Raw genomic sequence first — 26165 nt, 5'->3', positions numbered from 1 at the left:
TGCATACAATTGCAGGGGAGGGGGTTCTATGTACCCGTATCATTTACAGCAGCTGCTGGACGGTCTTCAACTCCAAGCGGAGCAGCTACGTCGGATCGAGCAAATGGTGAAGGATTTGAGGGCAGAGATGGATACGCTGCGCCAGTCCAAATCGAGTGCTGCCGACCGGATTGAATATCACTTTGATTTATTAAAAATCGAGAGGCTGGAAGGAACGTTGAATATCGGAGTCATGCCCACGGGCGGCAAGCCGGAAGGGGATATTGAGGTTAACGGTCAATCTCTGGTCCCGCCGCAAGGGAGCAATGGCGGAAACGCAGCATATTCCGAGATTTACGAAGACGTTGCGCAATATCTGGATGATGATATCGCCGGGGAGCTTGAACGGAGTCTGAAGAAGCTTCCCGGCGATTCAGCAGGACCAAGTTCTTCTGTTATTCTAGAGGACATTCGCAAACAGGTCGGGGAACGCATCCAGGTATACATGGACCAATACGGCCGGAGCGGCAAAGAGCCGGACGCCGTGCTTATGAAGCAAACCATTGCTCAGCAGGTCAAAAAGGAGATTGCTTACGCCATCAATCAGCATCTTCAACAAGTGCAAGGGAAGTGGAAATGGAATGAAGCTGACAGTCATCAATAAGGAGCTGCATGTGGGCTGCATCCGGGTAACCGCGGTATCCAGCTCGTCCGTGCTGTTAATCGGAGATACGAAAATCATCAACAGCTCATCGATATACGATACGCCATCGGAGTCGTTGCTGGTCAGTCCGCTCGTACCGTTAGCATCGGGATCAGCTCCATGAAGCGAAACGTATATGTGGAGAACATGCATATCATTAACATCTCGGACGGCTCGACATGTATTTGCGGTAGATCCGAGGATCTTCATGCGTATACGGAGGCACTCGCCGTACAACGGCAGGTGCCCGTCTTTTACGAGGATGAAGGCAGCTTTGAAGATTATCCTATTTTCACGAGGGATATTCCGAAGTTACCGGACATATCGGATGTAGAAATGGACATCATCCAAGAGCATAATCTGATCCGTGTGAATCGTGTCGATGTCTTGTCTGTCGCATCCGCGTCCACGGTCCAAATAGGAACCACGGAGCAGCTTGATCTGGAAGCACGTGTCAAAGCCATTCGCCATTTTATCACAGACCAGCCGAAGGCGCTGGAACGTTATAAGGGCATCATTATTTTGCCCTATCCTGATTGAAAACGAATAGGAGAGTCTGCTCGGGAAGGGGGAAGCGCCTTGCCTGATGCAGGCTCTTTTTGCCGGATGATGCAGACGGCCCAGGACAGTAATGATTCCATTTATCATTTTCCCCGCCAGTCATGACGCTCCTGTGTTAAAATATGATGTGGCTAAATATCGTAATGGTTCAATGGTGGGGGATTCATACACCCTTTTCATTGTCAAGATCGCATTGTCAAGATCGCAGCTCAACATGATAGAGAGAGAGGACCAATAGATGTTTACACTCACTTCTTTACTGCTGTTTCTAGGATCGGCGATACTGATCATCCTGGTGCCGGGACCGGATCTGTTGTTTGCCGTTACGCAGGGCATGACCAGCGGCAAGCGAGCGGGCATTCTAAGCGCCATCGGCTTAAGCCTTGGTAATATCGTACATACGCTTGCAGCTGCGCTTGGCGTATCCATCATCATTAAAACGTCTGCGACGGTGTTTACGCTGTTTAAAATCGCGGGCGCTTGTTATTTATTTTATCTTGCGTATAAATCGTTCAAGCACCGGAAGGAACCGATCGGCATTCAGAAAGGCAAGCCTGAGCCCGGACGGAATCTGATCTTAAAGGGATTTCTGATGAACGTTCTGAACCCGAAGGTCGCGATTTTCTTCCTCTCGTTCCTGCCGCAGTTCGTAAATGATACGCAAGGCCATGCCGGCATACAGCTCTTTATTTTAGGAATGATCTTTCTCATCCTGACCGGTTTGATATTCGGGATTTTGGCCTACTTTGCGGGGGCATTCAGCCAGCGGCTTCTATCGAATTCGCGTTTTGGCGAATGGATGAACATCCTGGGAGGCTGCATTTTTTCCATTATCGGGATGAAACTGGTATTTACCCGATTATAATAAGCTCGTTCGTTTACAAAAAAATCAGGAGGCGCTTAAGCAGCGGACCTCCTGATTTTCTTATGGCAACATCCCGATTATTCGCCCTGATGGGCGGCCTCATCTTTAATTTCCTCACGGAAGCCGGAGATGCTTCTCTTGCGGCGCTCATTGCGATCCTGGATTTGCTCCTTCTCCGAGGCAGGAATCTCATCGCCGAACTCTTCCAGATAATCCTCCGCTTCGCGGAAGTTTTCAATGGTGTTCTGCACAGCATCCTGCAGATGCTCTACGTTATCTTCGCGATTGTCCGGTTTTGCCACGAAAATCACCCCCTGGGCATGATATGGTTTCTTGCACCTCAAAAGTTTTCCAATCCGAGAGCTTCCTTATGCATCTTGACGAACAATATCCGCAAAAAGCTACAGGATTGTAAATATTGCAAGCCGGATCTGTACTTATCTGATCGAATGAATATGTTATAATGTCGAAGAAACGCAACCTGGCTTAGTGGTATGGAAGAGGAGGAACCGTTTTGAGACCACGACGTTTTCTATTGCGGCTTAGCACGCTGGCATTCATTGTATGCATGTTAGCGTCATGTACCTCGGAGCCGGTAAAAAAACAACAGCAGCCTTCACCAGAAGGACCTCCTGAACCGATTATGCAGGATACAGCGGAAGAAGAAGGGCAGGTAATTACGCTCGTCACGCCGGAGACAAGCCAGAAAGCTCCGGAGGAGAAGAGCAAATACCAGATACATACCCGGCTTACCGACTTTCATCTGTTAAGCGAAACGACAGGCATCGCATGGGGAATCACCAACGCTTCGCTCCGACTATACCAGACGCAGGATTATGGTGAAACGTGGATGGACATCTCGCCATCGTCCAATGTCGAATTCGGCAGCAAGCTGGTGTATGGCAAAGATATCGTATTTACCGATAAAGATCATGGATGGATTGTGCGGAACATGCAGGGCGCGACGGAGACCGTGCTGCTTCATACCTCTGACGGGGGGAAGAGCTGGAAAATATCGTCCCTTCCGAAATCCGGCACCGTGACCGCTTTATCCTTCGTGTCCTCACAGCAAGGCTGGATCATGGCTTCAGGCAGCTCTTCCAAAGGCATGGAGGAGAAGCTGCTGTATCGAACCAACGACGGGGTCGTGTGGCATGAGGTTATGCAGAATACAGAGTACCCGAGAACCCGGATCCCGGGAACGGTGATTCCAAGAACAGGCTCGATGATCGGCATGAGGTTCACCAATCCTCAAGTCGGGTTTGCGACGGTGCAGGAGCTGCAATCGTCCAAGCTGTACATCACACGCGACGGCGGGAGCCAATGGAAATCTTCTGCTCAGGTATTCCGGAGCGATTCGCTCGACCGCTGCGGATCGGTCTATGCAGGTACGCCCCAGGCCCTCGGTTACGTGGGTGAAGAGGTCTATATTCCCGTTGTGTGCATGGTCGAAGATACCCCTGAGTACATGGGTTATTTTACAGCCGATAACGGGAAGTCATGGAACCTGGTTTCATTCCCAATGACGGGAGACCCAGACTACGGTAGCATCCAACCTGTGTTCCGCAGACTGCATGACGGATGGGCGATGGTGAACGGCATTGTTTACCATACGACCGATATGGGCCGGAATTGGAAGCCCTATCCGAGGGATGAGCTGTTGACGAGCAACTTGAAAAAGTACCCGAAAGTGGTGAAAATGCAGTTTATTTCATCGGATGTCGGCTGGCTCCTGATTGAGACGGAAGACAAGAAACGCTCCCGGCTCATGATGAGCACGGATGGCGGGGTATCATGGCAAGGATTATAATCATGGACAAGCAGGGCTTTACCGGGCGGGAGATCCGTTACGGTAAGGCCTTTTAATATGCTAAGGCGATAGCAATTAGGACATCGATGAACATAATATGAAACGCTGGAACAAGAGAAAAGTGGGAGGTCCCGTTCAGAGGATCTGCGACGCATTCGAAAAACGACACAAACAACGCCTTCGGGTGGACAAACTTCCTAAATTTTTCGCTAAAACTTCCCTTCCGATGGAGTTAAATTGTCCGAGTCTAAGCATATACATATGTCAAGACAAGGTGGAGGGGGGAGCCGCATGGGATCGGGATCGGAGTGGATGTTCGATTTTTTCGGCAGCGTTATGCCCATATTTTTCATCGTCGTCATTGGGATTATTATACTGTCGGCAGGGAAAGGAATATTGCAATGGAGCCAGAACAACCGACAGCCTTTGCTAACCGTCGATTCTAAAATTGTGAGCAAGCGGACCGAAGTGAAGCATTCGCATCATACAGATGAAGCGATGTCGAGCCGTACTCGAACCACCTATTACTTAACGTTCGAAGTCGAAAGCGGCGACAGGATGGAGTTTGTCGTGAATGGCGAGGAATTCGGCATGTGTGCGGAAGGGGACGAGGGACTGCTGCGTTTTCAGGGGACCCGCTATTACAGCTTCGTCCGGCATCCGAAGTCGCATCGTGATACCGTCCGAGGATATGGGCAGCATAAAACCTAACAAGCAAAGATTTAGTCAGGCTCCTCCTGTGGTATATAATGAAGGAGAATAAAGGAGGAGCTCGCATGAAATTTGACAATACAACGGTAATTATAACCGGTGCTGCAAACGGTATCGGACGCGGATTGGCGGAAGGGTATGCGTCTAGAGGCGCTCAGGTCGTAGTAAGCGATATGGATCAAACGCGCGGAAAGGAGACGGCCGCTTCCCTGAAGGAGCAGGGATGGTCTGCTCTCTTTATACCTTGCGACGTCCGCAACGAGGACGATATCCGTCATCTGATGAATGAAACGGTAAGCCAGTTCGGCAGGATTGATATATTAATCAATAACGCGGGGGTTTCACGTTTCAAGTCGCCTTTTGATATGACCGTTCAGGATTGGGACGATGTGCTGAACACGAATGCAAGAAGCTGTTTTTTGGCTACCCGGGAAGCGGCTGTACATATGAGAAAATCCGGCCGGGGAGGTGCCGTCGTCAACCTGTCCTCCACCCGTTTCATGATGTCGGAGCCGAATTCGGAGGCTTATGCCGCATCCAAGGGCGCGATCGTAGCATTGACCCATGCCATGGCGGTCAGCCTGGGACCGGATCGGATCCGGGTGAACTGTATCAGTCCGGGGTGGATCGAGACCGGTAGCTATGAGGAGCTTCGCCCGGAGGATCACAGCCAGCATCCGGCCGGCCGGGTCGGGGTTCCATCCGATATCGCGAAAGCCTGCTATTACTTGACCGATCCGGAGAACGATTTCGTCACGGGCACACATCTGGTCGTCGACGGCGGAATGACGCGTAAAATGATATATGAGCCATAAACACGGATAAAGAGTAAGGAGCCGCCCACAGGATTTGCTGGTTGGGGCCGGCTCCTTTCGCATATCTAACAATAAAGCATCCAAAGCTCTAACCGTTCATGGATTAGCGCCTTTCCTTCGCCTAAATCCCTCCTATACGATTTTTGTTTCCCCGCAATGATTTTACATAATCCCTGTATATAAAGGCGCAGCATCCCGTTTGCCGACCGGGCGCCTTTCTCCCGGGATAATACAATTTCGTGATCGATTAACATTTTTCAAGAAAGTCTGTTCATGATAATTAATTCCAGTATGATGGAATTAATCTATGTGGTCATCATGAATCGACCCAAATCGAACTGGAGGGAAGAGAGTAGATGGGAGTGTTTCCAACAAGAGCAAAATTCGAGCGATCAAGCCGTACGTCCGTATTCGTTACATTGCTCCTGTCCTATCTTGTGGTGCTGCTCATACCGGTGATCGTATTCGGAGGGCTGTATACGAGGATCGAGAGCATTATGGTCGAGAACGCCAACAATGCCAACATGGCGCTCATTGAACAGGCCAAGCAAGTAGTGGACGGCCGCCTGGATGAGATGCACCTGATCTCCCGGAATACTTCATCGCATCCGAAGCTGGACACCCTGCTCAAATCCGGAGAGCTCCAAACGGCCGAAGAACGTTATGATTATTTGAGCTTTATGAAGGAGCTGGAGCGTTACCGGAACAGCAGCAGTTTTATTACGGATTTCTACGTGTATCTTCGGAAGAGCGATACTGTGGTGAGCCCGGGCTTCAAAACGAACTCATCGATTTTGTTTTCGGAGATATATGGCTACCCCAACCTGACGTATCAGCAGTTTCAGGACGATATCCTTCACGGCGTTCATTTTAATCGCTTTCTTCCGGTAACCGACGTCGGTAAGGGCTTAAACAAGAAACGGATGCTCACCTATTTGCAAACGCTTCCATTCGGAGAGAAGAGCAGCCCGAAGGGCGCCTTGGTGATCCTCATCGAAGAACGGCAAATCATGGGATTGCTCGAAGAGATCGTGAAAGCGAATCACGGTACGATTTATATCAAGGATGCGGAGGGACAGATCCTGTTAAGTGCGGGTGAGCACAGTGCGCTTGCGAACGGGGCATCGGCTTCGGAGAGCCGGATGATGACCGTGTCAACCACTTCGGCCCGAAACGGCTGGGAATATGTATCGCTCGTTCCCGAGGACGTATTCATGGCGAAGGTGATCATGGTCAAGCGAATGGCGGTTGGCGTTCTGGCCTTGTGTCTGGCTGCCGGCATTATCGTGTGCGCGTATATGACCTATCGGGCTTATCATCCGCTCCGTGACATCATCCGGTTTATCCGGCAATCCCACCCGACTCGAGGAGGAAATATCCGCAACGAATACGAGTTTATCAAATCTACCATGGCGGATTCCTTCGGCAAGCAGGTGGAGATGGAAGAGCAGCTGTTCAGGCAGACCCCGGTCATCCGTGCGAATTTCCTGCTCCGTTTGTTGAAGGGGCATGTCGATACGGCGGATATTTCGCAGCAATCCCTAACCTTTATGGGCATAACCTTCCCTCACGCAAGCTTTGCCGTGGCGCTGATCGAGCTTCGGGACGCAAGCGGCTTTATCCATCATGATTCCGAGCGGGAATGGGCGTTAATCCGTTTCGTGACCGGGAAAGTGGCGGAAGAGATGCCGGGCTACGCCGCTTATGCCGTTGAACTGGAGAAAAACGAAGTCGCGATAATATTGAACGTTCCTGAAGAGTGCGATAAAGGAGTTGAGCTGTACGAATGGGCTGAGCAGGTAAAGAGAGTCATCGAGCAGCGCTTCCGGACGGTGACCACGATCGGAATCAGCAGCATCCATTCAGGGATAGGACAGCTGCCAAGCTGCTATGCCGAGAGCGTGAGAGCACTGGAATACTCGATATTTACCGCTTACAAACCCATTCTCTTTTATGAAGAAATGAAACGGGAAGCGGAGGTGTATTATGATTTTCCGATCGAAACGGAAATCCAGCTGATCAATGCGATGAAAAGCGGAGACGCCGCCAAAACGAAGGACATCATTCAGCAGCTGTACGAAAACAACTTCACAGGGAAGCAGATCACCCCGGAGCATGGACGGCTGTTGTTTGCGAATCTGCTCAGCACGTTGTTCAAATTGCTGAATGCTTTGAATTTACGGTATGAGGATATCTTCGGGACCCCCGCTAAGCCTATTGAAAATATGACCGAAGCGGGTTCTGTGGAAGAGCTGCATTCGGAGATGCAGGCCATGTTCCATAAGGCTTGCCTGTATGTCAAACAGCAGAGAGGCGATTCCTCAACGCTCCTGCTGGAGAAAATCAAAAAATACATTATCGAGCATCATGACGATGCGATGATCAGTCTGGCATCCATTGCCGAGCAGTTCAATATTACGCCTCCGTATTTATCGGCTTTCTTCAAGAAGAACAGCGGATCGAATCTGACCGATTATTTGGCGAAGATCCGGATCGAGCGCTCCAAGGAAATGATGAAGGAGGCGGGGAGCACCATCTCGCAGATCGCCAGGGCGGTCGGGTACACAAGCGACGTCGGCTTTATCCGGGTATTCAAGAAATACGAAGGGATCACGCCCGGAAAATATAAGGAAACGCTGCACTCCCTACCATCCACATTAAGAAAAGATCATGCCGAATCTTAATTGGTGTTAACCGATATTGAATTTGTATGATGTACGATTCCGGCGCTTTCTCCCTAATATTAGGCAAGGGCGGCAGAGCTGTCCCGAGGCTGACATGAAATCATTGTGCAATCGAAAAAAGGAGGCGTCGACAATGGGAACCATTCGTAAACGTGCGGCAAAAATGGCGATCTTGGTGTTAATCGTGGCCATGATCGCCGGCTGCAGCGGCAAAGGCTCAGGAGCGGAGGAGCAGGGAGGAGAACAAGGCAAGGAGGTTGCATCCGGCGGTGAGGTCGGTTATCCCGAGAAGCTGACTTATTGGGTGACATTAAATGCAAACGCTTCCGCGACCATGCAGGACATGAATGGCATTGCTGCCTATCAAGAACTGGAAAAGACGACAGGAACCAAAATCAGCTTCCAGCATCCGCCGGCCGGACAGGAAGCGGACGCCTTCAATATTATGGTGTCCTCGGGCAATTTGCCGGACGTCATCGAGTACGGCTGGGCGAACGTATCCGGCGGTCCGGATAAAGCGATCTCGGACGGCACGATTATCCGCCTCAACGAATTGATCGAGGAGCACGCGCCGAATTTAACCAAGGTATTGAACGACAACCCGGAATACCGGAAGCTCATCACGACCGATGACGGCAATATTTACGTGTTCCCGTTCCTGCGGGGAGACGAATACTTGCTGACGTTCAACGGGCTCATTTTTCGGCAGGATTGGCTGGACCAGCTCAAGCTTGAGGTGCCGGAGACGATCGATGAATGGTATGAGGTGCTTAAGGCGATCAAGACCGGCGATCCGAACGGAAACGGGAAGGCGGATGAAATCCCGCTGCTGCTTGACCTGGACATGACGGGGATCAACCATGCTTTCGTGGGTGCCTGGGGTATTACGACCGGATTTTATCAGGTCGATGGTCAGGTGAAGTACGGGCCGATCCAGCCGGAGTTCAAATCTTATCTGGAAACGATGAGCAAGTGGTATGCCGAAGGGCTGATCGATCAAGATTTTGCCGCCACGGACGCCACACTGAAGGACGCGAAGGTTACGAACAGCCAAGTGGGCGCTTTCTCGGGCTACATGGGCAGCAGTTTGGGCCGGTATACCGAGCTGATGAAGGCATCCAATCCGGATGTCAAGCTGACGGGGGCGCCGAACGTGGTGCTGAAGAAGGGCGATATGCCGATACTGGGACAGAAGGACTCCGCGTATAACGGCTTTGGAGCAGCGATTACAAAGGCCAACAAAAATCCGGCCGAAACGGTGAAATGGCTCGATTACAAATACGGCGAAGAAGGGCATATGCTGTTTAACTTCGGCGTCGAAGGCGTCAGCTACGAGATGAAGGACGGGTACCCGACGTATACGGAAGAAGTGATGAAGAATCCGGACGGGCTGTCCATTACGCAAGCGCTGGCCAAATACAATCTGGCGAGCTATTCCGGTCCATTCGTGCAGGACCGCCGGTATATCGAGCAATATTCCGCGCTGCCGGAGCAGAAAGCGGCGATCGAGACCTGGATGAAGGCGGACAACAGCCGCCTGATGCCGGTCATCTCCCCAACGGCTGAAGAGAGCACGCAATATGCATCCATCATGAACGATGTGAACACCTATTACGAGGAAATGGTGAACAAATTCATCATGGGCGTGGAGCCGATCAGCGGATTCGACAAGTTCGTCGAGACGATCCAGGGTATGGGGATCGAAGAAGCGGTGAAGATCCAGCAGGCGGCGCTGGACCGCTTCAACAGCCGTTAAGGCAGCTAACGCGCATATGCTTCGCCATGCGGGAAGGCAGCCGGATAAGGCTCTCATCTCCCGCATGGTTCTATTTTCCAAGTCAGGGGAGGGCTGAAATTGCAGCTTAAGCAGGAGATGAACCCAATCGTAAGACCGGTTAAAAAAGAAAGCTTCAAGACCAGGGCAGCAAGGGATTTCCGGCGGAATTCCATGATTTATCTCATGCTGCTCCCGGTGGTGGCATTTTATGCCGTGTTTCATTACGGGCCCTTGTACGGCCTGCAGATCGCGTTCAAAAATTTTTCGGCAGGACTTGGCATATGGAACAGCCCGTGGGTGGGCTTCGACCATTTCATCGAATTTTTCAACGGCTTCTTCTTTGAACGCGTCGTCACCAATACGATCATCCTGGGGCTGTACGACCTGATCTTCGTATTCCCGGCCTCGATCGTGCTGGCGCTGATGCTCAATGAAGTCCGGAATCGGATGTTCAAGCGGACGGTTCAGTCCATTACGTATATTCCGCATTTCATCTCGGTTGTGGTCGTCGTCGGCATGCTGGTGGATTTTTTGTCCGTTGACGGGCTGATCAATCAGTTGATCGCTTATTTCGGCGGCAAGCCGATATCGTTCATGCGGCTCCCGGAATGGTTCCGCACCATCTATACCTCGTCTGCGATATGGCAGGGAATCGGCTGGGGCTCGATCATTTATCTGGCAGCCATATCGAACATCGATCCGTCACTGTATGAGGCGGCGAAGGTCGACGGGGCGGGACGCTGGAAGCAGATGCTGATGATTACGCTGCCCGGCATCATGCCGACGGTGATCATTTTGCTGATCCTTCGGATCGGTTCTTTCATGGCCCTTCAGGATGAGAAAATACTGATTATGTACAATCCGGTCACATACGAAACGGCGGATGTGATCGGGACTTACGTCTACCGCAAGGGCATATTGGAGGCGAGCTACAGCTTCAGTGCCGCGGTCGGCATGTTTAACTCCCTGATCAATTTTGTACTGCTGTTCGGGGCGAATTACCTCAGCAAACGGTTTACCGAAACGAAGCTGTGGTAGGGAGGGGGAAGCCATGCGAACTTCGAGATCTGTGAGTGAAATCCTATTCGATACGGCCAACGTCGTCTTGCTGTGCCTGTTATCCATCGTGACTTTGTATCCGTTTCTGTACGTCTTGTTTGCATCCGTCAGCACGCCCTCCGAGTTCGTTCAGCATCGCGGGATTCTGCTGTGGCCCAAAGGCTTCTCGCTGGACTCCTACCGGATGGTGTTTGAGAATCCGAATATAATCCGAAGCTATCTCAACACGCTGCTGTACGTGGTGGTCGGAACGACGCTGAACATCTTCATGACCGCGCTTGGCGCATATGGCTTATCCCGGAAAAATGTCATGTGGAAAAGCACCATCATGATGCTGATCGTGCTGACGATGTTTTTTGACGGCGGACTGATCCCGAAATATCTGCTCGTGAAAAATATCGGCCTGCTGGATACGTACTGGGCGCTTATTATTCCCAGTGCGATGACGACGTGGAATCTGATCATCATGCGTACGGCCTTCCAGGGGGTCCCGGTGGCACTCGAGGAGTCGGCGCGGATCGATGGGGCCAATGATTGGACGATTCTGTTCCGCGTCATCATACCGCTTTCGCTGCCTGTCATCGCCGTCATGATTTTATTCTACGGCGTATGGCATTGGAATAAATGGTTTGATGCACTTATCTACTTGAGGGACCGAAATTTGTTTCCGCTGCAGCTGATTCTGCGCGAGATCCTTATCCAGAACGACACGAACAGCATGATGACATCCGTCGGAGGCGGCGACCGGATGCCGGTAGGCGAGACGATCAAATATGCGACCATCATGGTGGCGACGCTGCCGATTTTGTTCTTGTATCCATTTTTACAGAAATACTTCGTGAAGGGCGTCATGATCGGCGCGATTAAAGAATAGGAGGACTTTGGGATATGTGGGAGCAAGCGATTCACGATGCGGTTGTGAAGACGAGGAGAAATCTTGAACGACATCCGATGAAATTTCCGCACATCACGCAGGAGCAGCGTTATGAGTGGGGGGAAAGCACGGATTGGATCGAAGGCTTCTACACGGGAATGGTCTGGCTGTGTTATGAGCACACGAAGGACCCGTTCTTTAAGGAGACTGCGCTTGTGCAGATGGATGATTTTAAAACACGGCTTGCGGAACGCAAGCATCTGGATCATCATGATATCGGGTTTCTGTATCTTCCCTCTGCATTGGCCGCATGGATCGTGGACGGCCGGAATGAGGGGAGGGAGCTCGCGCTGAAGGCTGCGGATCACTTGATGCTCCGTTTCCGGGAAGGCGGGCAGTATATCCAGGCTTGGGGGCCTAAAGGAGACGAGAAAAACGGCGGCCGCATCATTATCGACTGCATGATGAACATTCCGCTCCTGTACTGGGCACACCAACAGACCGGAGAGGAGAGGTACTTCAACGCCGCCATTGCCCATGCAGAAAAGAGCCGGCGCTACTTGATGCGCGGCGACGATTCCTCCTACCACACCTTTTATTTCGATCAAGCCGACGGCACGCCGGTTCGGGGTGGGACGCATCAAGGCTATCATGACGGCTCTACCTGGACACGCGGACAGGCTTGGGCGATTTATGGATTCGCGCTGTCCTACAGGTATACCCGCAATCCGTTGTACCTGGAAACAGCGAAACGTGCGGCTCGTTATTTTATACAGCATTTGCCTGAGGATCACGTCGCTTATTGGGATTTCGATGTGTCGATCGAAGCGGGGACTCCGCGTGACAGCTCGGCTTCGGCGATTGCCGCATGCGGGATGCTGGAAATCATGGAGTTTCTCGCTGAAGGAGATACGGACCGGGCGCTGCTGAACGATGCGGTGCAGAAGTCGATGAGCTCGCTTGTCCGGTCGTATTCTACGATGCAGGAGCCTGAAGAAGAGGGGCTGATCAAACATGGCTCCTATTATGTAAGAGGAGGGATGGGACCCGACGATTACATGGTCTGGGGCGACTATTATTATTTGGAGGCGCTGATGAGGTTAACGTCCAGTATACCGGGTTATTGGTATGAGCGAGCATAGCTGCATAAGTTTAAGATCGATGCAGGCAGGGGAGCAAAAGATATTCGAAAAAGTCGAAAGCTATGAGAGGCAGTCCGATGTCAATGGCCATAAAGGGCTACCTCTCTAATAATCAGGTCATCCGAACCGTTCGGGTGGCCTTCTTGCCGTTCAGGAAAATATGCCGCAAGCCGGGAGAATACGGGCAGCCCCTGCCTGTCCGATCCGGAAACGAACGTTCACAATTTACTCGATAGCTTTAGCATACTCTCTTTGTTATGATGGGGATGATTAAAAATTAAGATACACGGTGTGGAGGAGATTAGCATGTTGAAATCATTAAAGACCTCATTCTTATTAACGTTGGGTCTCCTGTTTGTGCTGGCATTTCCAGCAGCAACCTGGGCCCATTCCAAACTAGAGACCAGCAGCCCCGCTGCGGATGCCAAGCTCACTGAAAGCGTGAAGGAATTCAGCCTGACCTTCAATGAAAATATCGACGAGAACTTAAGCACGCTCAAAGTGAAGAATGACCAAGGGGAAGAGGTCAAGCTGTCCGGAACGCAGGTAAACGGAAAGACGTTGTCCGGCACGGTTGACGAACCGCTTCCTTCCGGATCCTATACCGTGGAATGGAAAATTGTAGGCGGCGACGGACACCCGGTCGACGGAACCTATTCCTTCCAAGTGGATGCTCCTGAGAACGAGCCTGCCCTGGAAGAAGAGCCTGCTCCTGATGCAGCAGCAGGTACCGATAATGCCTCAGCAGATGACGGAACGGCTTCGAACGGAGAAGCTGCCACGGGTCAAACGGACAGCGCAGCAGATACGGTTCAGCAAGCAAATGCGGATCAGCAAGCAGATAACGGGGCGGATAACGAGAAGCAAGCTGCTAACGGGGAGCCGAAGCAATCCGAAGGCGGAAATTCGACGGTTTGGATTGTAGTCGTTGTTATCGTAGTATTCATTGCTGCCTATTTCGCTATTAGAGCTTCGCGCAAGAGAAAATAATGTCTTACTATTGGATAACCGAACCGCTGCTGTATTTCGCCTATGCTCTCCTTGCAGGACTGACCGTCATGGCGCTGATTCCAAGAAGCAGCACGCCTGGCCTTTCCGTTCCCGCCTGGCTGGGACCGGCTGCCTCCATTACGGTGGCGGCCTGCAGCTTCATCCCGCTTCTCAAGATCATTATGTTCTTTAAGGATGACATCGGATTCTGGCAGTCCTTCAACAGCATCATGTTCAAATTCAGTGAAGGCGAGCACTATGCATGGATATTGGTGCTTTCCATTGTCATGGCTGTGCTTACGGTAACCGTGCGGCGGAACCCCGGCTCTATGCTCCGCTGGCTGATGCCGGCTGCACTGCTTGGCATAGCGGCGGCGATGTCCTCTTTTAATCATGCGGCATCGTTGTTCGAAAGCGTCGGGCAGCTCGCCTTCTTCGGGCATTTTACGGCCATGGCGATATGGTCGGGCACCTTGCTGCTTGCGGGATGGTTCGGCAAGGAGCTGAACCGGTGGGACGCCTTTCTGAGATGGTTCCACCCGATGGCGATCATTTGCGTCATCATCGTCATCGGCTCCGGTCTGTTTCTGATGACAGGCGTCACACCGGAACCAGTAAACAGCTGGGCTTTATCTTACGGGCAAGCGCTGCTGGTCAAGCATATCCTGATTCTGCCACTGCTCGTGTTCGGATTCGTTAACGGGTATCTGGTGAAGCGGAGGTTGAACCGCGACAAAGCCTTCCGGCCTGAACGCTGGGCGAAGAGTGAAAGCATCTTGATCGGACTGGTGTATATCGTGACCGGATACATGAACCAGCAGCCGGCGCCGCACGAGGTTGCCGATACGCTCGTCGTATACGGACCGGCCCCCACCTTTGAATGGTTTCACCCGGGGTATGCATCCGGTTCGCTTACATTTGCCTGGAGCTGGTACGGGATCGTTAGTCTGGGGATCGGCCTGGTGCTGCTATGGAACGTGATTCGGGCTTTTCGCAAAAACCGGAGTGCCCTCGAGGGACTGCTCAGCGGGTTGGCTGCCGTTATCCTGCTGTATTCCGGTTTGATGTTTTCGGTAACCGCAATATAACCAAAGATCATGGACAATGAAGGTCCTTGCTGACTGATGCAGCAGGGACCTTTTTTATGCAGCCGTTAATACGAAAGGACCACTCGTGGGCGGGATTGGATAATGATGGTATACTAATAAGGATTCTTGCATCCAGAAGACTTCGGGAAAGGTTGGGATCGGATTTCATGAATCGAGTACCCAAGGTGCGTTTGGCCACAAGCTCGGATGCGCCGGCACTGGTGAGCTTAAACGATGAATTTAATGGGGGAAGAATGCCGGTCGCCATTGTGGAGAGGCGCTTGCAGCATGGAGACGAGATCGTCGTGATTGCCCTGCTGAACGATGAGCCGGTCGGCTTTGCTTGCGCGCAGACCTATACGTCGTTCTGCTATGAGGAGCTGCTGGGGGAGATTACGGAAATGTACGTCCAGGAACAGGTCCGGGGGATGGGGCTTGCAGGGATGATGCTCGAATGCATTGAAGAGCAGCTGCGTTCTCAGGGCGTGTCTACGATTAAAGTGCTGACCGGCTGCGATAATGACGCGGCGATCCGGGCTTACGAGAAATCCGGCTTCGTCAAGGAAGATGAAGTCATGCTGGAGAAGCAGCTGGAGTAGGCTCGGATCAGGCATAAGAAAAAGGGCTCTGTTAGTTGAGCCCAATTGAAAGGGATCGAGCATCGATGATCCCACGATCGGCATGCAGGCAAAGAATATCAGGGTGCCGTTCTCCCTATGCCTGCTTTTTGAACGATAACCCGCCAGCTTCCAAAGCTGTTCGCAGCTTCGGCATCGAAGCGGGGCCCATCCCGTGAAGCTTCAAAATTTCCTTCTCGCTGTAATTCGACAGCTCCTCCAAGGTCGTGATTCCGTGGTTCTCCAAGGCCCGTCTTGCAGGTGCCGAGAGCATGGAGAGAAATCCGCTTTCAGGCCGTTGCTCCTGCTCGCAGATAGGACAGGTCGGACAATCGCTGCTTTTATAGTAAGTGTGGCCCTGGCTGCATGTCCTTTGATTATTGCTTGAGGTTGTCATTGCCTGTGGCTCCTTATTTTGAAAATGATGGCTGACTCGCAGATAATCCTCACGTTCCCCATACAATTTCGCCGTCAATAATGAAGCTTCCTTCTTTTCGGATTCCAATGAAATGATCCTAATTTTCCGCAGGTTACCATTTTACGATAGATGAGGTGTGGCCTTTATGTTAGAGCATCGGGAGCAGCATGTAAGAGAGCTTACGATCTTAAAGACCATCGCAGAGACGCTCAACCAAAGCAGCGACATGCTCCAAATGCTGCAGACTACGCTTGAGAAGCTGCTGGATTTGACTCAGCTTGAGACGGGCTGGCTGTTTCTGGCCGGCGATAAACCGGAGTACAGCATGATGGCAGACCGTCGTCTGCCCCCTGCCTTAACTTGGGAGGGGAAGAAGCCTATGCGCTGCGGCGACTGTCTATGCCTTCGAATGTACTGGTCCGGCAGCCTGACGGAGCCGGTTACGATTATTGAGTGTGAGCGGCTGCATAATGCTATTAAAGAGAATTGGGGGGAGACCCATCAACTAACGCACCATGCGACGATCCCTCTGACAGTTCAAGGCAACCGGATCGGGATTCTCAATGTGGGTTCTCCAGGCAAAGAGCACTTCTCGGAAAGCGAGCTTGCGCTGCTGCAATCGGTCGCTTACCAGATCGGAACCGCAGTCGAGCGGACCAGATTGTATGAACTAAGGGAGAAGCAGGCGGTGGATAGCGTTGCCCGCTTCATCGTTGATTACTATGCGAAAGCAACGAGAGTGACCAGATATCTTTGGAAGATCAACGATTTAAATCGAATGTATACGGCGATCGTCGAGCAGCTGGGTGCCTCCTTCGGCTGGCCGAGCGTCGCCTTGATTTCGGTCGAGAAAGATCATGAGCTTTACCTGCACACCGTTTATCATCATGGGGTGACGAACAATTCCATGAAACCGGTCCGTAAAAGCTCTCGAAAGTCCGGGAAAGATGGAGGAATCATCCATCGCGCCTTCGCTGAGCAGCGGGGCATAGCTCATGAAGGCCCTGTACGGGTTCTGCCTGGTATTGGGCCCCATCCCCATTCGGCAGCCCTGCCGTTAACCTACCAGGAGCGCACATTTCATACCAAGGAATCCATAGGCGTGCTGTTCATCGGGCGGGATAACGAGCCGTTCAGCGCGCTGGAAATGGAAATTCTCGAGATGCTCGCCGAGCATATTTCACTTGCGCTAGAGAAGATCTGCATTTATTACGAATGGCAGGAATTGCTGCTGGTTGAGGAGCGTAATCGCCTTGCCCGCGATCTCCATGATTCGGTCAATCAGAAGCTATTCTCCTTATCGCTGCTAGCGCAAGGGGTTCGTGAGCAAATGCTGAACGAGGATCCGCATACGGCAGAAGCGATCCACGATATCGGGCAGTTAGCCCAAGAGACGCTATCCGAAATGCGCTCGCTAATTTGGCAGCTTCGTCCGTACGGGGAAGCAAGGGGGATCTTGTCATCCCTGAAGGAATATGCCGAAAAGCTGAACATCCAGCTCATCTTCCTCATGAAGGAGCCTCCCGAGCTGGCGAAGAAAGTGGAAGAGGCGCTGTATCGGATCGGTCAGGAGGCGCTTAACAATATCAGCAAGCATGCAGGCACGAATCGCGCCTGGATCCGGATTGCGCGGGAGGGATCCAATATATTCATGAAAATCTCGGACCAAGGACGGGGGTTCAACCCGGGGGGAACCGAGAAAAGGCATCGCTCGCTTGGGCTCACCAGCATGAAGGAGAGAGCTGAGGAAATCAACGGCACTTTGAATATCAGCAGTGAGGAAGGCATGGGGACCGTCCTTACGGTAACGGTTCCTCTACCGGCCAGGAAAGAGGGTACGGATGAATAAGATAAAGGTATTAATTGTGGATGATCATCTGGTAGTATTACGAGGTTTGCGATATTTCCTGCAGACGCAGCCCATGATCGAAATCGTGGACCAGGCGTTGAACGGGCTTGAGGCGCTGGAGAAGGCAGAGCTGCTGCAGCCTGACGTAATTCTGATGGATCTGGTGATGCCGGAAATGGACGGCATTGAAGCGACGAAGCAAATTATGGCCCGGTTTCCCAAGATGAAGGTCATTATGCTTACCAGCTTTGCCGACCGTGATTCTGTTCTGCCGGCGATAAAAGCAGGAGCGATCGGGTACCAGCTCAAGGATATCGAGCCGAAAGTGCTGGTTGAGACGATCATCGCGGCGATGAACGGAAGCCGCACGCTCCATCCGCAAGTAACGAATCAGCTGATCGCCCATGTGGCAACAGACGACGGAGCGCCCAAAGGCATTCACATCCTGACCGCCCGCGAACGGGATGTGCTGGAGCAGATTACCATGGGGCGAAGTAACAAGGAAATTGCAGCTGCATTGCATATTACCGAGAAGACGGTCAAGACGCATATAACGCATATCCTCGGAAAAATGGAGGTCCAGGATCGGACCCAAGCCGCGCTGCACGCAATCAAAAATGGATGGTTTAAGGCGTAATCCTTCTGCGACCAAGGTCGTAGAGTAAGGTCTTATCTTCGGATAAGGCCTTTTTTGTATGTCAGGATTCGACCAGTGCCGGACGTTCCGCTCCGGATTTTTCGATTAAATAGAGGTAAGCACTTCAAGGATTGCACACTAATTTAGATACCGGAGGGACACAAGGATGAGTACCGTATTATTTGTCAAAGCCAATGATCGTCCGGCGGAAGAGTCCGTCAGCGTCAAAATGTATGAAGCCTTTTTAAAGCATTACAAGGAGACGCATGCGGAGGACACGGTTGTCGAGGTTCATTTGCACGAGCAGGAACTGCCGCTGCTGGGGTGGGATATGATCCAGGCGAATTACAAATCGGCCACCGGGAAGGAGCTGAGCGGAAAAGAAAAGCAGATCCGATCCATTGTGGAGAAGCATTTGGAGCAGTTCACTTCCGCCGACAAAATCGTCATGGCGTTCCCGCTGTGGAATCTGACCGTGCCTTCCGTTCTCCATGCGTACCTGGACCTCATGCATCTTCCCGGTAAAACGTTCAGATACACGGAGGCAGGACCTGTTGGATTATTGTCGGATAAAAGAGCAGTGCTGCTGAATGCACGGGGAGGCGTATACGGGGAGGATAGCCCGTTCGAAATGGCCGTCCATTTCGTTAAGCGTCATTTGAATTTTTTCGGGATAACGAATATTTCGACCGTCGTTATCGAAGGACACCATCAGTTTCCCGACCAGGGGGCATCCATTATCGAAGAAGGGATGCGGAAGGTCGTCATGGAGGCAAAACGGTTCTAAAGGGAGCAGGATGCTGGTGACATTTTGATTGGGAGTTACAAACAAGTCATTAAATAGAATATTAAAGGAGGATTTACTATGACTATTTTAGTTACGGGGGCGACGGGAAGAGTAGGCCGTCAACTTATCCAAGAGCTGTTGAAGGAGGGGCACCGCCTAAGGGCGCTGACCCGGAATCCGGCTTCGGCTAAATTTCCTTCGGAGGTTGAAGTGTTCGCAGGTGATCTTAGCGAACCGGCAACGCTGGGTCCAGCGCTTCGAGGCGTAACCGCACTGCACTTAATAACGACCGGGGCAGGTTATATTCCGCTTACGACAGGAGATGAAATCATACGGATGGCTGAGAAAGCCGGCGTAAAGCGCGTGACCGTCCTGTGGGATGGAAGGAAGGGAACGGTTGAGCAGGCCGTTGAAGCTAGCGACTTGGAGTGGACCCAGCTGCAGCCGGTGGACTTTATGTCCAATGTGTTGAGTTGGAAGGAGTCCATTCAAACGGAAGGAGTCGTTCGGGATCTCTTCGGGGATTCTTTGCAGGCTTCTGTCCATGAAGGCGACGTGGCTCGTGTCGCAGCCGCGGCCCTGACGAGAGACGGTCATGCAGGTAAAACATATACGCTCACCGGACCGGAGGTACTAATCGTCCCGCAGAAAGTCGGCATTCTGAGCAAAGCCATTGGTAAGGACATCCGGTTCGTACAAATAACGGAGGCAGAGGAGCGTGCACGCATGGCAAAGCTGGGCGTAGAGGAAGAGATTATTGACTACGTCATCAATTGGCATAAGCATCCGCCGGTCGAGGCCTATACCGTCAACCTCACAGTGGAGCAGGTTACCGGCACACCTGCCAGAACGTTCTCCGATTGGGCTCGGGAACATGCGGGTTACTTTACAGAAGAAACATCGGGATAACCACCAACATATGAGCAATTACACGTGGGAATCTCAAATCTTGAAACAGGATGGGGAGATCCACGAATCCCGCGGGGAATAGAAAAAGGCATTTCCAATCAGAGCGGAAGTGACGCCTATTGCATGCGACATTTTTCCGCTCTGATTGCGTTACATAAGCCCGTATATTGTGATGCAGTGAAACATAAACACGGTCGCCATGTTGAAAAAATCAGGGAGCGTGCGAGCCCTTTAAGACCGCTGCCACCGTGGTTACGCCAAGAACTTTACTTTTTACTTTTAAAAAGGGTCCATCAGTAGCCGGGTCTCCATGGAGAGACGAGCCTCTTTACGGTATTGTCCCGGTGTAAGCCCCATGCTCCGTTTGAATACCCTGTTGAAGGAATGGATGTCTTTATATCCGACCTGCTCGGCAACGGCACTGATCTTGGACGAGGTGCTTCGCAGCAGCCTTCGGCTCATACGGATGCGAACCGTTTGCAGGTAATGGTGCCATGTCATCCCGGTATACTGCAGGAACAAGCGCTGCAAATGTCGCTCGCTGAAGCCGCTGGCATGCGCAAGATGCGTTAACGTCAGCTCTTTCATATAATGGTTTTCCACGTATTGCAGGACTTCCTGAAAGGAATAGTCATTTGCCTGCATTGGACCTGCGGGTTCGAGCTCGTCTCTGGCTCGTTTCAATTCGATAATGAGCTGCAGCAGAAGCGCATGCAGGTAATCATTGGAGCCGGACATGGAGCGGGCATTCTGCTCATACAGCGTTTCGAATAATTGCTCGAAGCGATCATTTCGATCCGTTACGGAAATATGACCGAGAAGCCCCTCCTCCATCTGCTTCAGGAAGGTAACCATACCCGGATCGGACGCAAATGCGATCAGCTTCGGCAAGAGAAGGACCGAGAAGATGCAATTGTTCACGATGAGCGGTTTACCGTTAGCGGAGGTGGGCCTGAACACGTGAGGCACGCCGAGCGGGATGAAGAACAGCTGCCCCTTACGGACCTTTTGCACCTGATCCTCAATGTGGTGAAAGCCTTCTCCCTCCGCAATGTAGGCAAGCTCCAGAAAATCATGATTATGGTAAGAGACCGAGAAGCTTTCCGAGCTCCGATTCACAAAAACCATGGCACCCTGCCGGAAAAAATAGTCTCCGCGGTACGTTTCCATCGGTCGCTTCATGGCTTGTCGCCCCTTTATGAAGTTATCGTAAATTATGTCCATTATACCTCATGTAAATGTCCTTTTTACAATCAATCCCGAACAAAACAATCCCTATAATGGAAGTTGAACCTCTCCTTGAAGAGGAAAATAACGATGATGCTTTGAGATGAAAAATAATGCAATCACGCGTACATCACTATGAACGGAGGAATGGGCATGTTGGAAGTGACGGATCTTCGATGCGAATATTGGCATAATCCGATCGGGATCGGGGAGAGACATCCTAGATTAAGCTGGCGGCTGCAATCGGATAAACGGGCTGTCGCGCAAAAGACTTATGAGCTTGAAGTGGCCGAGGACGAGCAGTTTACGATTCCGTCCTGGAAGTCAGGGAAGGTGGATTCCGCGCAATCGGTTCATGTTGAACTCAGCCATTTCGAGGCAGCATCTTGTAAGCGCTATTTCTATAGAGTGCGGGTCTGGGATCACGAAGGAGCATGCTCCGAATGGTCCGACACCTCCTATTGGGAAACGGGCAAGCTGGAAGGGGAAGCATGGACTGGCCAATGGATTGCAGCACCCTTGTCTCTAATCTCGGAGGAATCCACCCAATTGCCGCTGCTGCGCCGGGATTTTCGACTTGAAGCCGCCGTGAAGGAGGCCAGAGTGTACGCAACATCGCTTGGTCTGTATGAGCTGGAGCTTAATGGACAGCGAGTGGGAGACCGATATTTTACGCCGGGATGGACGAGTTACGCACATACGATCCAAACGCAAACCTATGATGTAACTTCGATGCTGAAGCAAGGCAATAACACCATTGGCGCATGGCTGGGCAACGGCTGGTATAAAGGCAATTTAGGATGGCAGGGCGGCCGTAATTTCTACGGAAGCCGGCTTGCGCTTCTGCTTGAACTTCACGTCATTTACGAGGATGGCCTGAAGGAGATCATCGGAACCGACTCCAGTTGGATGGCTGCGCAAGGACCGATCCTGATATCGGAGCTCTATCATGGGGAAACCTATGATGCACGGCTGGAAATTTCTGCATGGAGCACAGGGGAGGCTGGGGCCTCCGGGTGGCAGGCCGCAGAGGTGATTGATCATGGGGTCGACATGCTGAAGCCGCAGATCAATGAGCCCGTACGCGCCATCGAAACGATCCGTCCGGTACAAGTGTTCACGACCCCTGACGGAGATACCGTCCTTGATTTTGGACAGAATTTGGTTGGCTGGGTCCGGTTTCGTGCAGCGGGACCGGCAGGAACTTCCGTGACGCTGCAGCATGCCGAGGTGCTGGATGCACACGGGAATTTTTATACGGATAATCTTCGGACGGCAAAACAAACCATTTCGTATACGTTTAAAGGTGAGGGAATTGAAACGTATGCCCCGCGGTTTACATTCCAAGGATTCCGTTACGTTCGGGTCGCAGGGTTTCCGGAGCCCATTGACTTGGATGCGTTCGAAGCCGTCGTTCTTCATACCGATATGGAAGAGACGGGAACGTTCCGCTGCTCCGAGCCGCTTGTCAATCAGCTGCAGAGCAATATCCGCTGGGGCTTGAAGGGGAATTTTCTGGATATCCCGACCGATTGTCCGCAGCGCGACGAACGTCTCGGCTGGACGGGAGATGCGCAGATGTTTATCCGTACCGCCGCATTCCTGTCGAATACGGCACCGTTTTTTACAAAGTGGTTGTCCGACCTGGCGCACGATCAGCGAGAGGATGGGGCGGTTCCGTTCGTGGTGCCGAATATTCTCGGCGATTCGTTCGGCTCCGCGGCATGGGGAGATGCTGCCGTGATCTGCCCTTGGACGGTGTATGTCAGCTATGGCGATGAACGGATCCTCGCGCGGCAGTATGAGAGCATGAAGCAGTGGGTGGCCTATATTCAAGCGCAAGGCGAGCAGGAGTTTCTATGGAATACGGGGTTTCATTTTGGAGATTGGTTGGGGTTGGATGCCAAATCGGGCGACTATGTCGGCGCAACGGAGCGGGACATTATCGCTTCGGCTTATTACGCCTATTCAGTGGATTTGCTGCAGAAAACGGCAGCTGTATTGGGTAAAGAGGAAGACGCCCGGAAGTATGCCGAGCTTCGCAGCAACGTCGTAAAGGCGTTCCGGGAGGAATTCGTGACGCCTTCCGGACGGCTGGCCGCTTCCACGCAAACGGCGCATGTGCTTGCCATCTTCTTCGATCTGCTCGATGAGCCGGCAGAGAAGCGGGCGGCAGCCAAGCTCCACCGTCTGCTTGAAGAGAGCAAGTTCCACTTGACGACGGGGTTTGTCGGCACGCCTTATATCAGCCATGCGTTAAGCAAACACGGAATGCACGAAGCGGCCTACAAGCTGCTTCTGCAGCAAGATTTTCCGTCGTGGCTGTACCCGGTAACGAAAGGCGCGACGACCATCTGGGAGCATTGGGACGGCATTAAGGAAGACGGAAGCTTCTGGAGCAGTGACATGAATTCATTCAACCATTATGCATACGGCGCCATCGGCGATTGGTTATACCGGACTGTGGCCGGCATCCAAACGGTGGAGGCTTCTCCAGGGTATAAGCACATGGTAATTGCACCTATCCCGGGGCCGGGCCTGACGTGGGCGGAGGGCACGATTAATACCATGTACGGCACGGCTCGGTCGTTCTGGAAGCTGGAGGCCGACAGCCTTATGCATGTGGAGGTAACCATTCCGCCGAATACGACGGCGGAAATTCGATTGCCGGGTACAACCGATCCTGCAAGCATTACAGAGAGCGGGGGCGTGCCGCTAAGCCAAGCGGCAGGCATTCTCTCGATAAGCGCTGGCGAAACGGATGTCATGGTCCAAGCGGGCTCCGGGAAGTACAGCTTTAAGTACAAGTACAGCTTGCAGATATCGTGAGGTCCCGGTACCTGGGACCGGATCGAATGTCGCGCGATACCGAATAACAATTAAAATATGGATTGTATTGAAATGAATCTTGACGTTTGCGAATGCTGGCAATGATGGCAGGGGGCTTCTGAAATTTGCAATGATCTTGAAACGTCAGTAGTTGGAGCGTCAGCAAGGGAAGCATCAGCAAGGGAAGCATCGGTACATTAAGAGTAAGTACATGAAGAGTAAGGACGCGAAGCATTAGTACGGAAGGCGTCAGTAGTTGAAGAAATTCAGTGTTGTAATGTCCCGGCAATTGTGTATCTCAATATTTGTATTTCCCCATCAACGTAATGTCCCTGTCATGTTCCAGCAAACATAATGTTTCAGGTAAACTGTCATGTTCCAGTATTAGTAATCCCGTAATTATAAAGTCACATTGATCGTAAAATTTCTTGGATTGTATATCATCGACTATAAAATCTTCCCATTGACTGTATAGTTTTCGGTAAGTAGTGATTTTCCTTGTTAAGCCTCCTCTTGGACGGGTGTTCTGTTCGAGAGGAGGCTTAAGTGTGTTTCCTATAGAAAGCGGGCTCCAGCGGCGCAGCAAGTTCCGAAAAGGGACTTGTGCAAGTTGTGTGCTGTTATTACTTATGGTTACTTGATGTAGTGAGTTGCATCATCCGCAAGTGTATACCGATAATAGCGTTTTGCAGCCGGATTAAGCGGTCTAATAAGCTGCTTAGCTAGTAGATTATGCATGATTTTAATGGACTTGTTACGAGAAATTTTGAAGTGTCGCTGGATGTCCGCTTATCCCGATTCAGCATTTCAAGGCGGCGCTTGTCGGTTGTGCGTTTTTGTTCCTTGAGAAATTCAGTGAACCTTTCTTCAAAGTTAATCATAATGTCCTCCTTTTCAGTCCGAGTACACAAAAAAGCCCCGACTGTTCCTGACGGAACTATCGAGGCGTTCTTCACGAATGGTAGTAATCCACAATATTTACTTATTCTCCATTCTACTTTATCTAGCCTGCCAAGTAAATGTGAAGTTGCTATTGAGATCTGCGGCTCGCCAGTTCCATAGCGCACATTGGAATTGCTGCTAAGATCATCTGCCAGTTGTAAGCTGGCGTAATAACAAGCGAGCTAGCAAAGATCTAACTTTGAAGCGGTGAGAATTTTAGGGATCGCCCTGTTCCGGAACGAACGTTCACTCTAAGACTTCAGCAATATGTACTATCAAGGGAAATGGTACTTGAACGGATTAAGATTTTGCTTGTTGGTTCGATGGCAGCGGAAGAAAATCTCCCCCACCACATTCCCAAACCGTTCAACAAAAATTTTGCGAGCCCAGGCACATTTATGGGCGAATGCACATACGATACAGAGTGATATCAAGGAAGCGAGGGGAAATCTGTGGCAGTCATCAATGTCAACTCAAACGATGTGGATCTGCTGGCTAGACTCATTCGCGCGGAGGCGGAAGGCGAAGGGGAGCAGGGGATGCTCATGGTGGGGAATGTCGGCGTAAATCGCATTCGCTCCAACTGCTTGGACTTTCAAGGCATCCGCACCATGAACCAAATGGTGTTTCAAAACCCTGGAGGATTTGAAGCTACCCAGAAGGGATACTTTTATCAAAGAGCCCGGGATAGAGATCGGCGGCTTGCTCAACGAGTCATCAACGGGGAACGAATCTGGCCTGCTTCTAACGCCCTTTGGTTCTTCCGCCCGGCGGGCGAATGCCCGGCAACCTGGTACAATCAGCAGAATACGGGGCGTTTCAAGGCGCACTGCTTCTTCACTCCGTCCTACGCCGATTGTCCGAGTGTGTTTTGACCGATTTTGTAAACCAC

Annotated in this window: 24 protein-coding genes; 21 read left to right on the top strand and 3 right to left on the bottom strand. The window is 51.6% G+C overall.

Going from position 1 to position 26165, the window contains the following annotated elements:
- The first annotated feature begins 28 nt into the window (after positions 1-28).
- The 4 genes from gerPC to BBD41_RS02670 all read left to right on the top strand — a co-directional run bounded on the left by gerPC (position 29) and on the right by BBD41_RS02670 (position 2108).
- Positions 29-643: a spore germination protein GerPC gene (gene gerPC / locus BBD41_RS02685; protein ID WP_157929260.1), complete on the top strand. Its 615-nt coding sequence runs from the start codon at positions 29-31 to the stop codon at positions 641-643.
- The gene (locus tag BBD41_RS02680; RefSeq protein WP_077565629.1) at positions 621-806 is read left to right on the top strand and encodes a spore gernimation protein GerPD; all 186 of its coding nucleotides are present in this window, start codon (positions 621-623) and stop codon (positions 804-806) included. The genes gerPC and BBD41_RS02680 overlap by 23 nt, the downstream gene beginning before the upstream one ends.
- Positions 803-1222, top strand: coding sequence for a spore germination protein GerPE (locus BBD41_RS02675; RefSeq protein WP_099476619.1), 420 nt, complete (start codon positions 803-805; stop codon positions 1220-1222). Before BBD41_RS02680 ends, BBD41_RS02675 begins: the two co-directional genes overlap by 4 nt.
- Positions 1223-1481: 259 nt before the next feature.
- Complete coding sequence (locus tag BBD41_RS02670; protein ID WP_099476618.1) at positions 1482-2108, top strand: LysE family translocator; 627 nt, start codon at positions 1482-1484, stop codon at positions 2106-2108.
- A gap of 77 nt (positions 2109-2185) precedes the next feature.
- Here BBD41_RS02670 and tlp read toward each other — a convergent pair whose 3' ends face one another.
- Positions 2186-2410, bottom strand: coding sequence for a small acid-soluble spore protein Tlp (tlp, locus tag BBD41_RS02665; RefSeq protein WP_077565632.1), 225 nt, complete (start codon positions 2408-2410; stop codon positions 2186-2188).
- 212 nt (positions 2411-2622) lie between these two features.
- On the opposite strand from tlp, the gene BBD41_RS02660 reads away from it, so the two are divergent.
- The 11 genes from BBD41_RS02660 (at position 2623) to BBD41_RS02610 (ending at position 15657) form a co-directional block, all read left to right on the top strand.
- Positions 2623-3918: a WD40/YVTN/BNR-like repeat-containing protein gene (locus BBD41_RS02660; protein ID WP_099476617.1), complete on the top strand. Its 1296-nt coding sequence runs from the start codon at positions 2623-2625 to the stop codon at positions 3916-3918.
- Positions 3919-4209: 291 nt separating this feature from the next.
- Positions 4210-4629 (top strand): DUF2500 domain-containing protein, encoded by a 420-nt coding sequence (locus BBD41_RS02655; protein WP_077565633.1) that lies wholly within the window; start codon positions 4210-4212, stop codon positions 4627-4629.
- Between the two features lie 65 nt (positions 4630-4694).
- The gene (locus tag BBD41_RS02650; RefSeq protein ID WP_099476616.1) at positions 4695-5444 is read left to right on the top strand and encodes an SDR family NAD(P)-dependent oxidoreductase; all 750 of its coding nucleotides are present in this window, start codon (positions 4695-4697) and stop codon (positions 5442-5444) included.
- A gap of 356 nt (positions 5445-5800) precedes the next feature.
- On the top strand, positions 5801-8128 hold the full coding sequence (locus BBD41_RS02645; RefSeq protein ID WP_099476615.1) for a helix-turn-helix domain-containing protein: 2328 nt from the start codon (positions 5801-5803) through the stop codon (positions 8126-8128).
- A 133-nt stretch (positions 8129-8261) separates the two neighbouring features.
- Positions 8262-9884: an extracellular solute-binding protein gene (locus tag BBD41_RS02640; protein ID WP_099476614.1), complete on the top strand. Its 1623-nt coding sequence runs from the start codon at positions 8262-8264 to the stop codon at positions 9882-9884.
- A 117-nt stretch (positions 9885-10001) separates the two neighbouring features.
- Positions 10002-10943 (top strand): ABC transporter permease, encoded by a 942-nt coding sequence (locus BBD41_RS02635; RefSeq protein WP_099480431.1) that lies wholly within the window; start codon positions 10002-10004, stop codon positions 10941-10943.
- A 13-nt stretch (positions 10944-10956) separates the two neighbouring features.
- Positions 10957-11838, top strand: coding sequence for a carbohydrate ABC transporter permease (locus BBD41_RS02630; protein ID WP_007130057.1), 882 nt, complete (start codon positions 10957-10959; stop codon positions 11836-11838).
- A gap of 14 nt (positions 11839-11852) precedes the next feature.
- Positions 11853-12980 carry a glycoside hydrolase family 88 protein gene (locus BBD41_RS02625; protein WP_099476613.1) on the top strand — a complete coding sequence of 376 codons (1128 nt, stop codon included), beginning with the start codon at positions 11853-11855 and terminating at the stop codon, positions 12978-12980.
- Positions 12981-13286: 306 nt separating this feature from the next.
- Positions 13287-13970, top strand: coding sequence for a copper resistance CopC family protein (locus tag BBD41_RS02620; RefSeq protein WP_099476612.1), 684 nt, complete (start codon positions 13287-13289; stop codon positions 13968-13970).
- Positions 13970-15058, top strand: a complete 1089-nt coding sequence (locus BBD41_RS02615; protein ID WP_099476611.1) for a copper resistance D family protein — start codon at positions 13970-13972, stop codon at positions 15056-15058. Before BBD41_RS02620 ends, BBD41_RS02615 begins: the two co-directional genes overlap by 1 nt.
- A gap of 167 nt (positions 15059-15225) precedes the next feature.
- Positions 15226-15657, top strand: coding sequence for a GNAT family N-acetyltransferase (locus BBD41_RS02610; RefSeq protein WP_099480430.1), 432 nt, complete (start codon positions 15226-15228; stop codon positions 15655-15657).
- Between the two features lie 115 nt (positions 15658-15772).
- On the opposite strand, the gene BBD41_RS02605 is transcribed toward BBD41_RS02610, so the two are convergent.
- Complete coding sequence (locus BBD41_RS02605) at positions 15773-16072, bottom strand: RNA polymerase alpha subunit C-terminal domain-containing protein (protein WP_099480428.1); 300 nt, start codon at positions 16070-16072, stop codon at positions 15773-15775.
- 166 nt (positions 16073-16238) lie between these two features.
- On the opposite strand from BBD41_RS02605, the gene BBD41_RS02600 reads away from it, so the two are divergent.
- From BBD41_RS02600 to BBD41_RS02585, 4 genes are all read left to right on the top strand, one after another.
- Positions 16239-17942, top strand: a complete 1704-nt coding sequence (locus tag BBD41_RS02600) for a GAF domain-containing sensor histidine kinase (RefSeq protein WP_099476610.1) — start codon at positions 16239-16241, stop codon at positions 17940-17942.
- A complete protein-coding gene (locus tag BBD41_RS02595; protein WP_077565644.1) occupies positions 17935-18579 on the top strand; it encodes a response regulator in 645 nt (214 codons plus the stop codon). The genes BBD41_RS02600 and BBD41_RS02595 overlap by 8 nt, the downstream gene beginning before the upstream one ends.
- Positions 18580-18745: 166 nt before the next feature.
- Positions 18746-19366 carry an FMN-dependent NADH-azoreductase gene (locus tag BBD41_RS02590; protein ID WP_077565645.1) on the top strand — a complete coding sequence of 207 codons (621 nt, stop codon included), beginning with the start codon at positions 18746-18748 and terminating at the stop codon, positions 19364-19366.
- 78 nt (positions 19367-19444) lie between these two features.
- A complete protein-coding gene (locus tag BBD41_RS02585; RefSeq protein WP_099476609.1) occupies positions 19445-20275 on the top strand; it encodes an NAD(P)H-binding protein in 831 nt (276 codons plus the stop codon).
- A gap of 279 nt (positions 20276-20554) precedes the next feature.
- On the opposite strand, the gene BBD41_RS02580 is transcribed toward BBD41_RS02585, so the two are convergent.
- A complete protein-coding gene (locus BBD41_RS02580; RefSeq protein WP_099476608.1) occupies positions 20555-21457 on the bottom strand; it encodes an AraC family transcriptional regulator in 903 nt (300 codons plus the stop codon).
- A 198-nt stretch (positions 21458-21655) separates the two neighbouring features.
- Between BBD41_RS02580 and BBD41_RS02575 the strand changes: the two genes are divergently transcribed.
- Both BBD41_RS02575 and BBD41_RS02570 read left to right on the top strand, forming a co-directional pair.
- Positions 21656-24331, top strand: coding sequence for a family 78 glycoside hydrolase catalytic domain (locus tag BBD41_RS02575; protein ID WP_099476607.1), 2676 nt, complete (start codon positions 21656-21658; stop codon positions 24329-24331).
- Between the two features lie 1394 nt (positions 24332-25725).
- Positions 25726-26148 (top strand): cell wall hydrolase, encoded by a 423-nt coding sequence (locus BBD41_RS02570; RefSeq protein WP_007130406.1) that lies wholly within the window; start codon positions 25726-25728, stop codon positions 26146-26148.
- The last annotated feature ends 17 nt before the right edge of the window (positions 26149-26165 follow it).

It is taken from the genome of Paenibacillus ihbetae (assembly GCF_002741055.1).
GTDB classification, from domain to species: Bacteria; Bacillota; Bacilli; order Paenibacillales; family Paenibacillaceae; genus Paenibacillus_AQ; species Paenibacillus_AQ ihbetae.
Note: the sequence above shows the minus strand (reverse complement) of the source record. Positions and strands in the feature narration are given on the sequence as shown.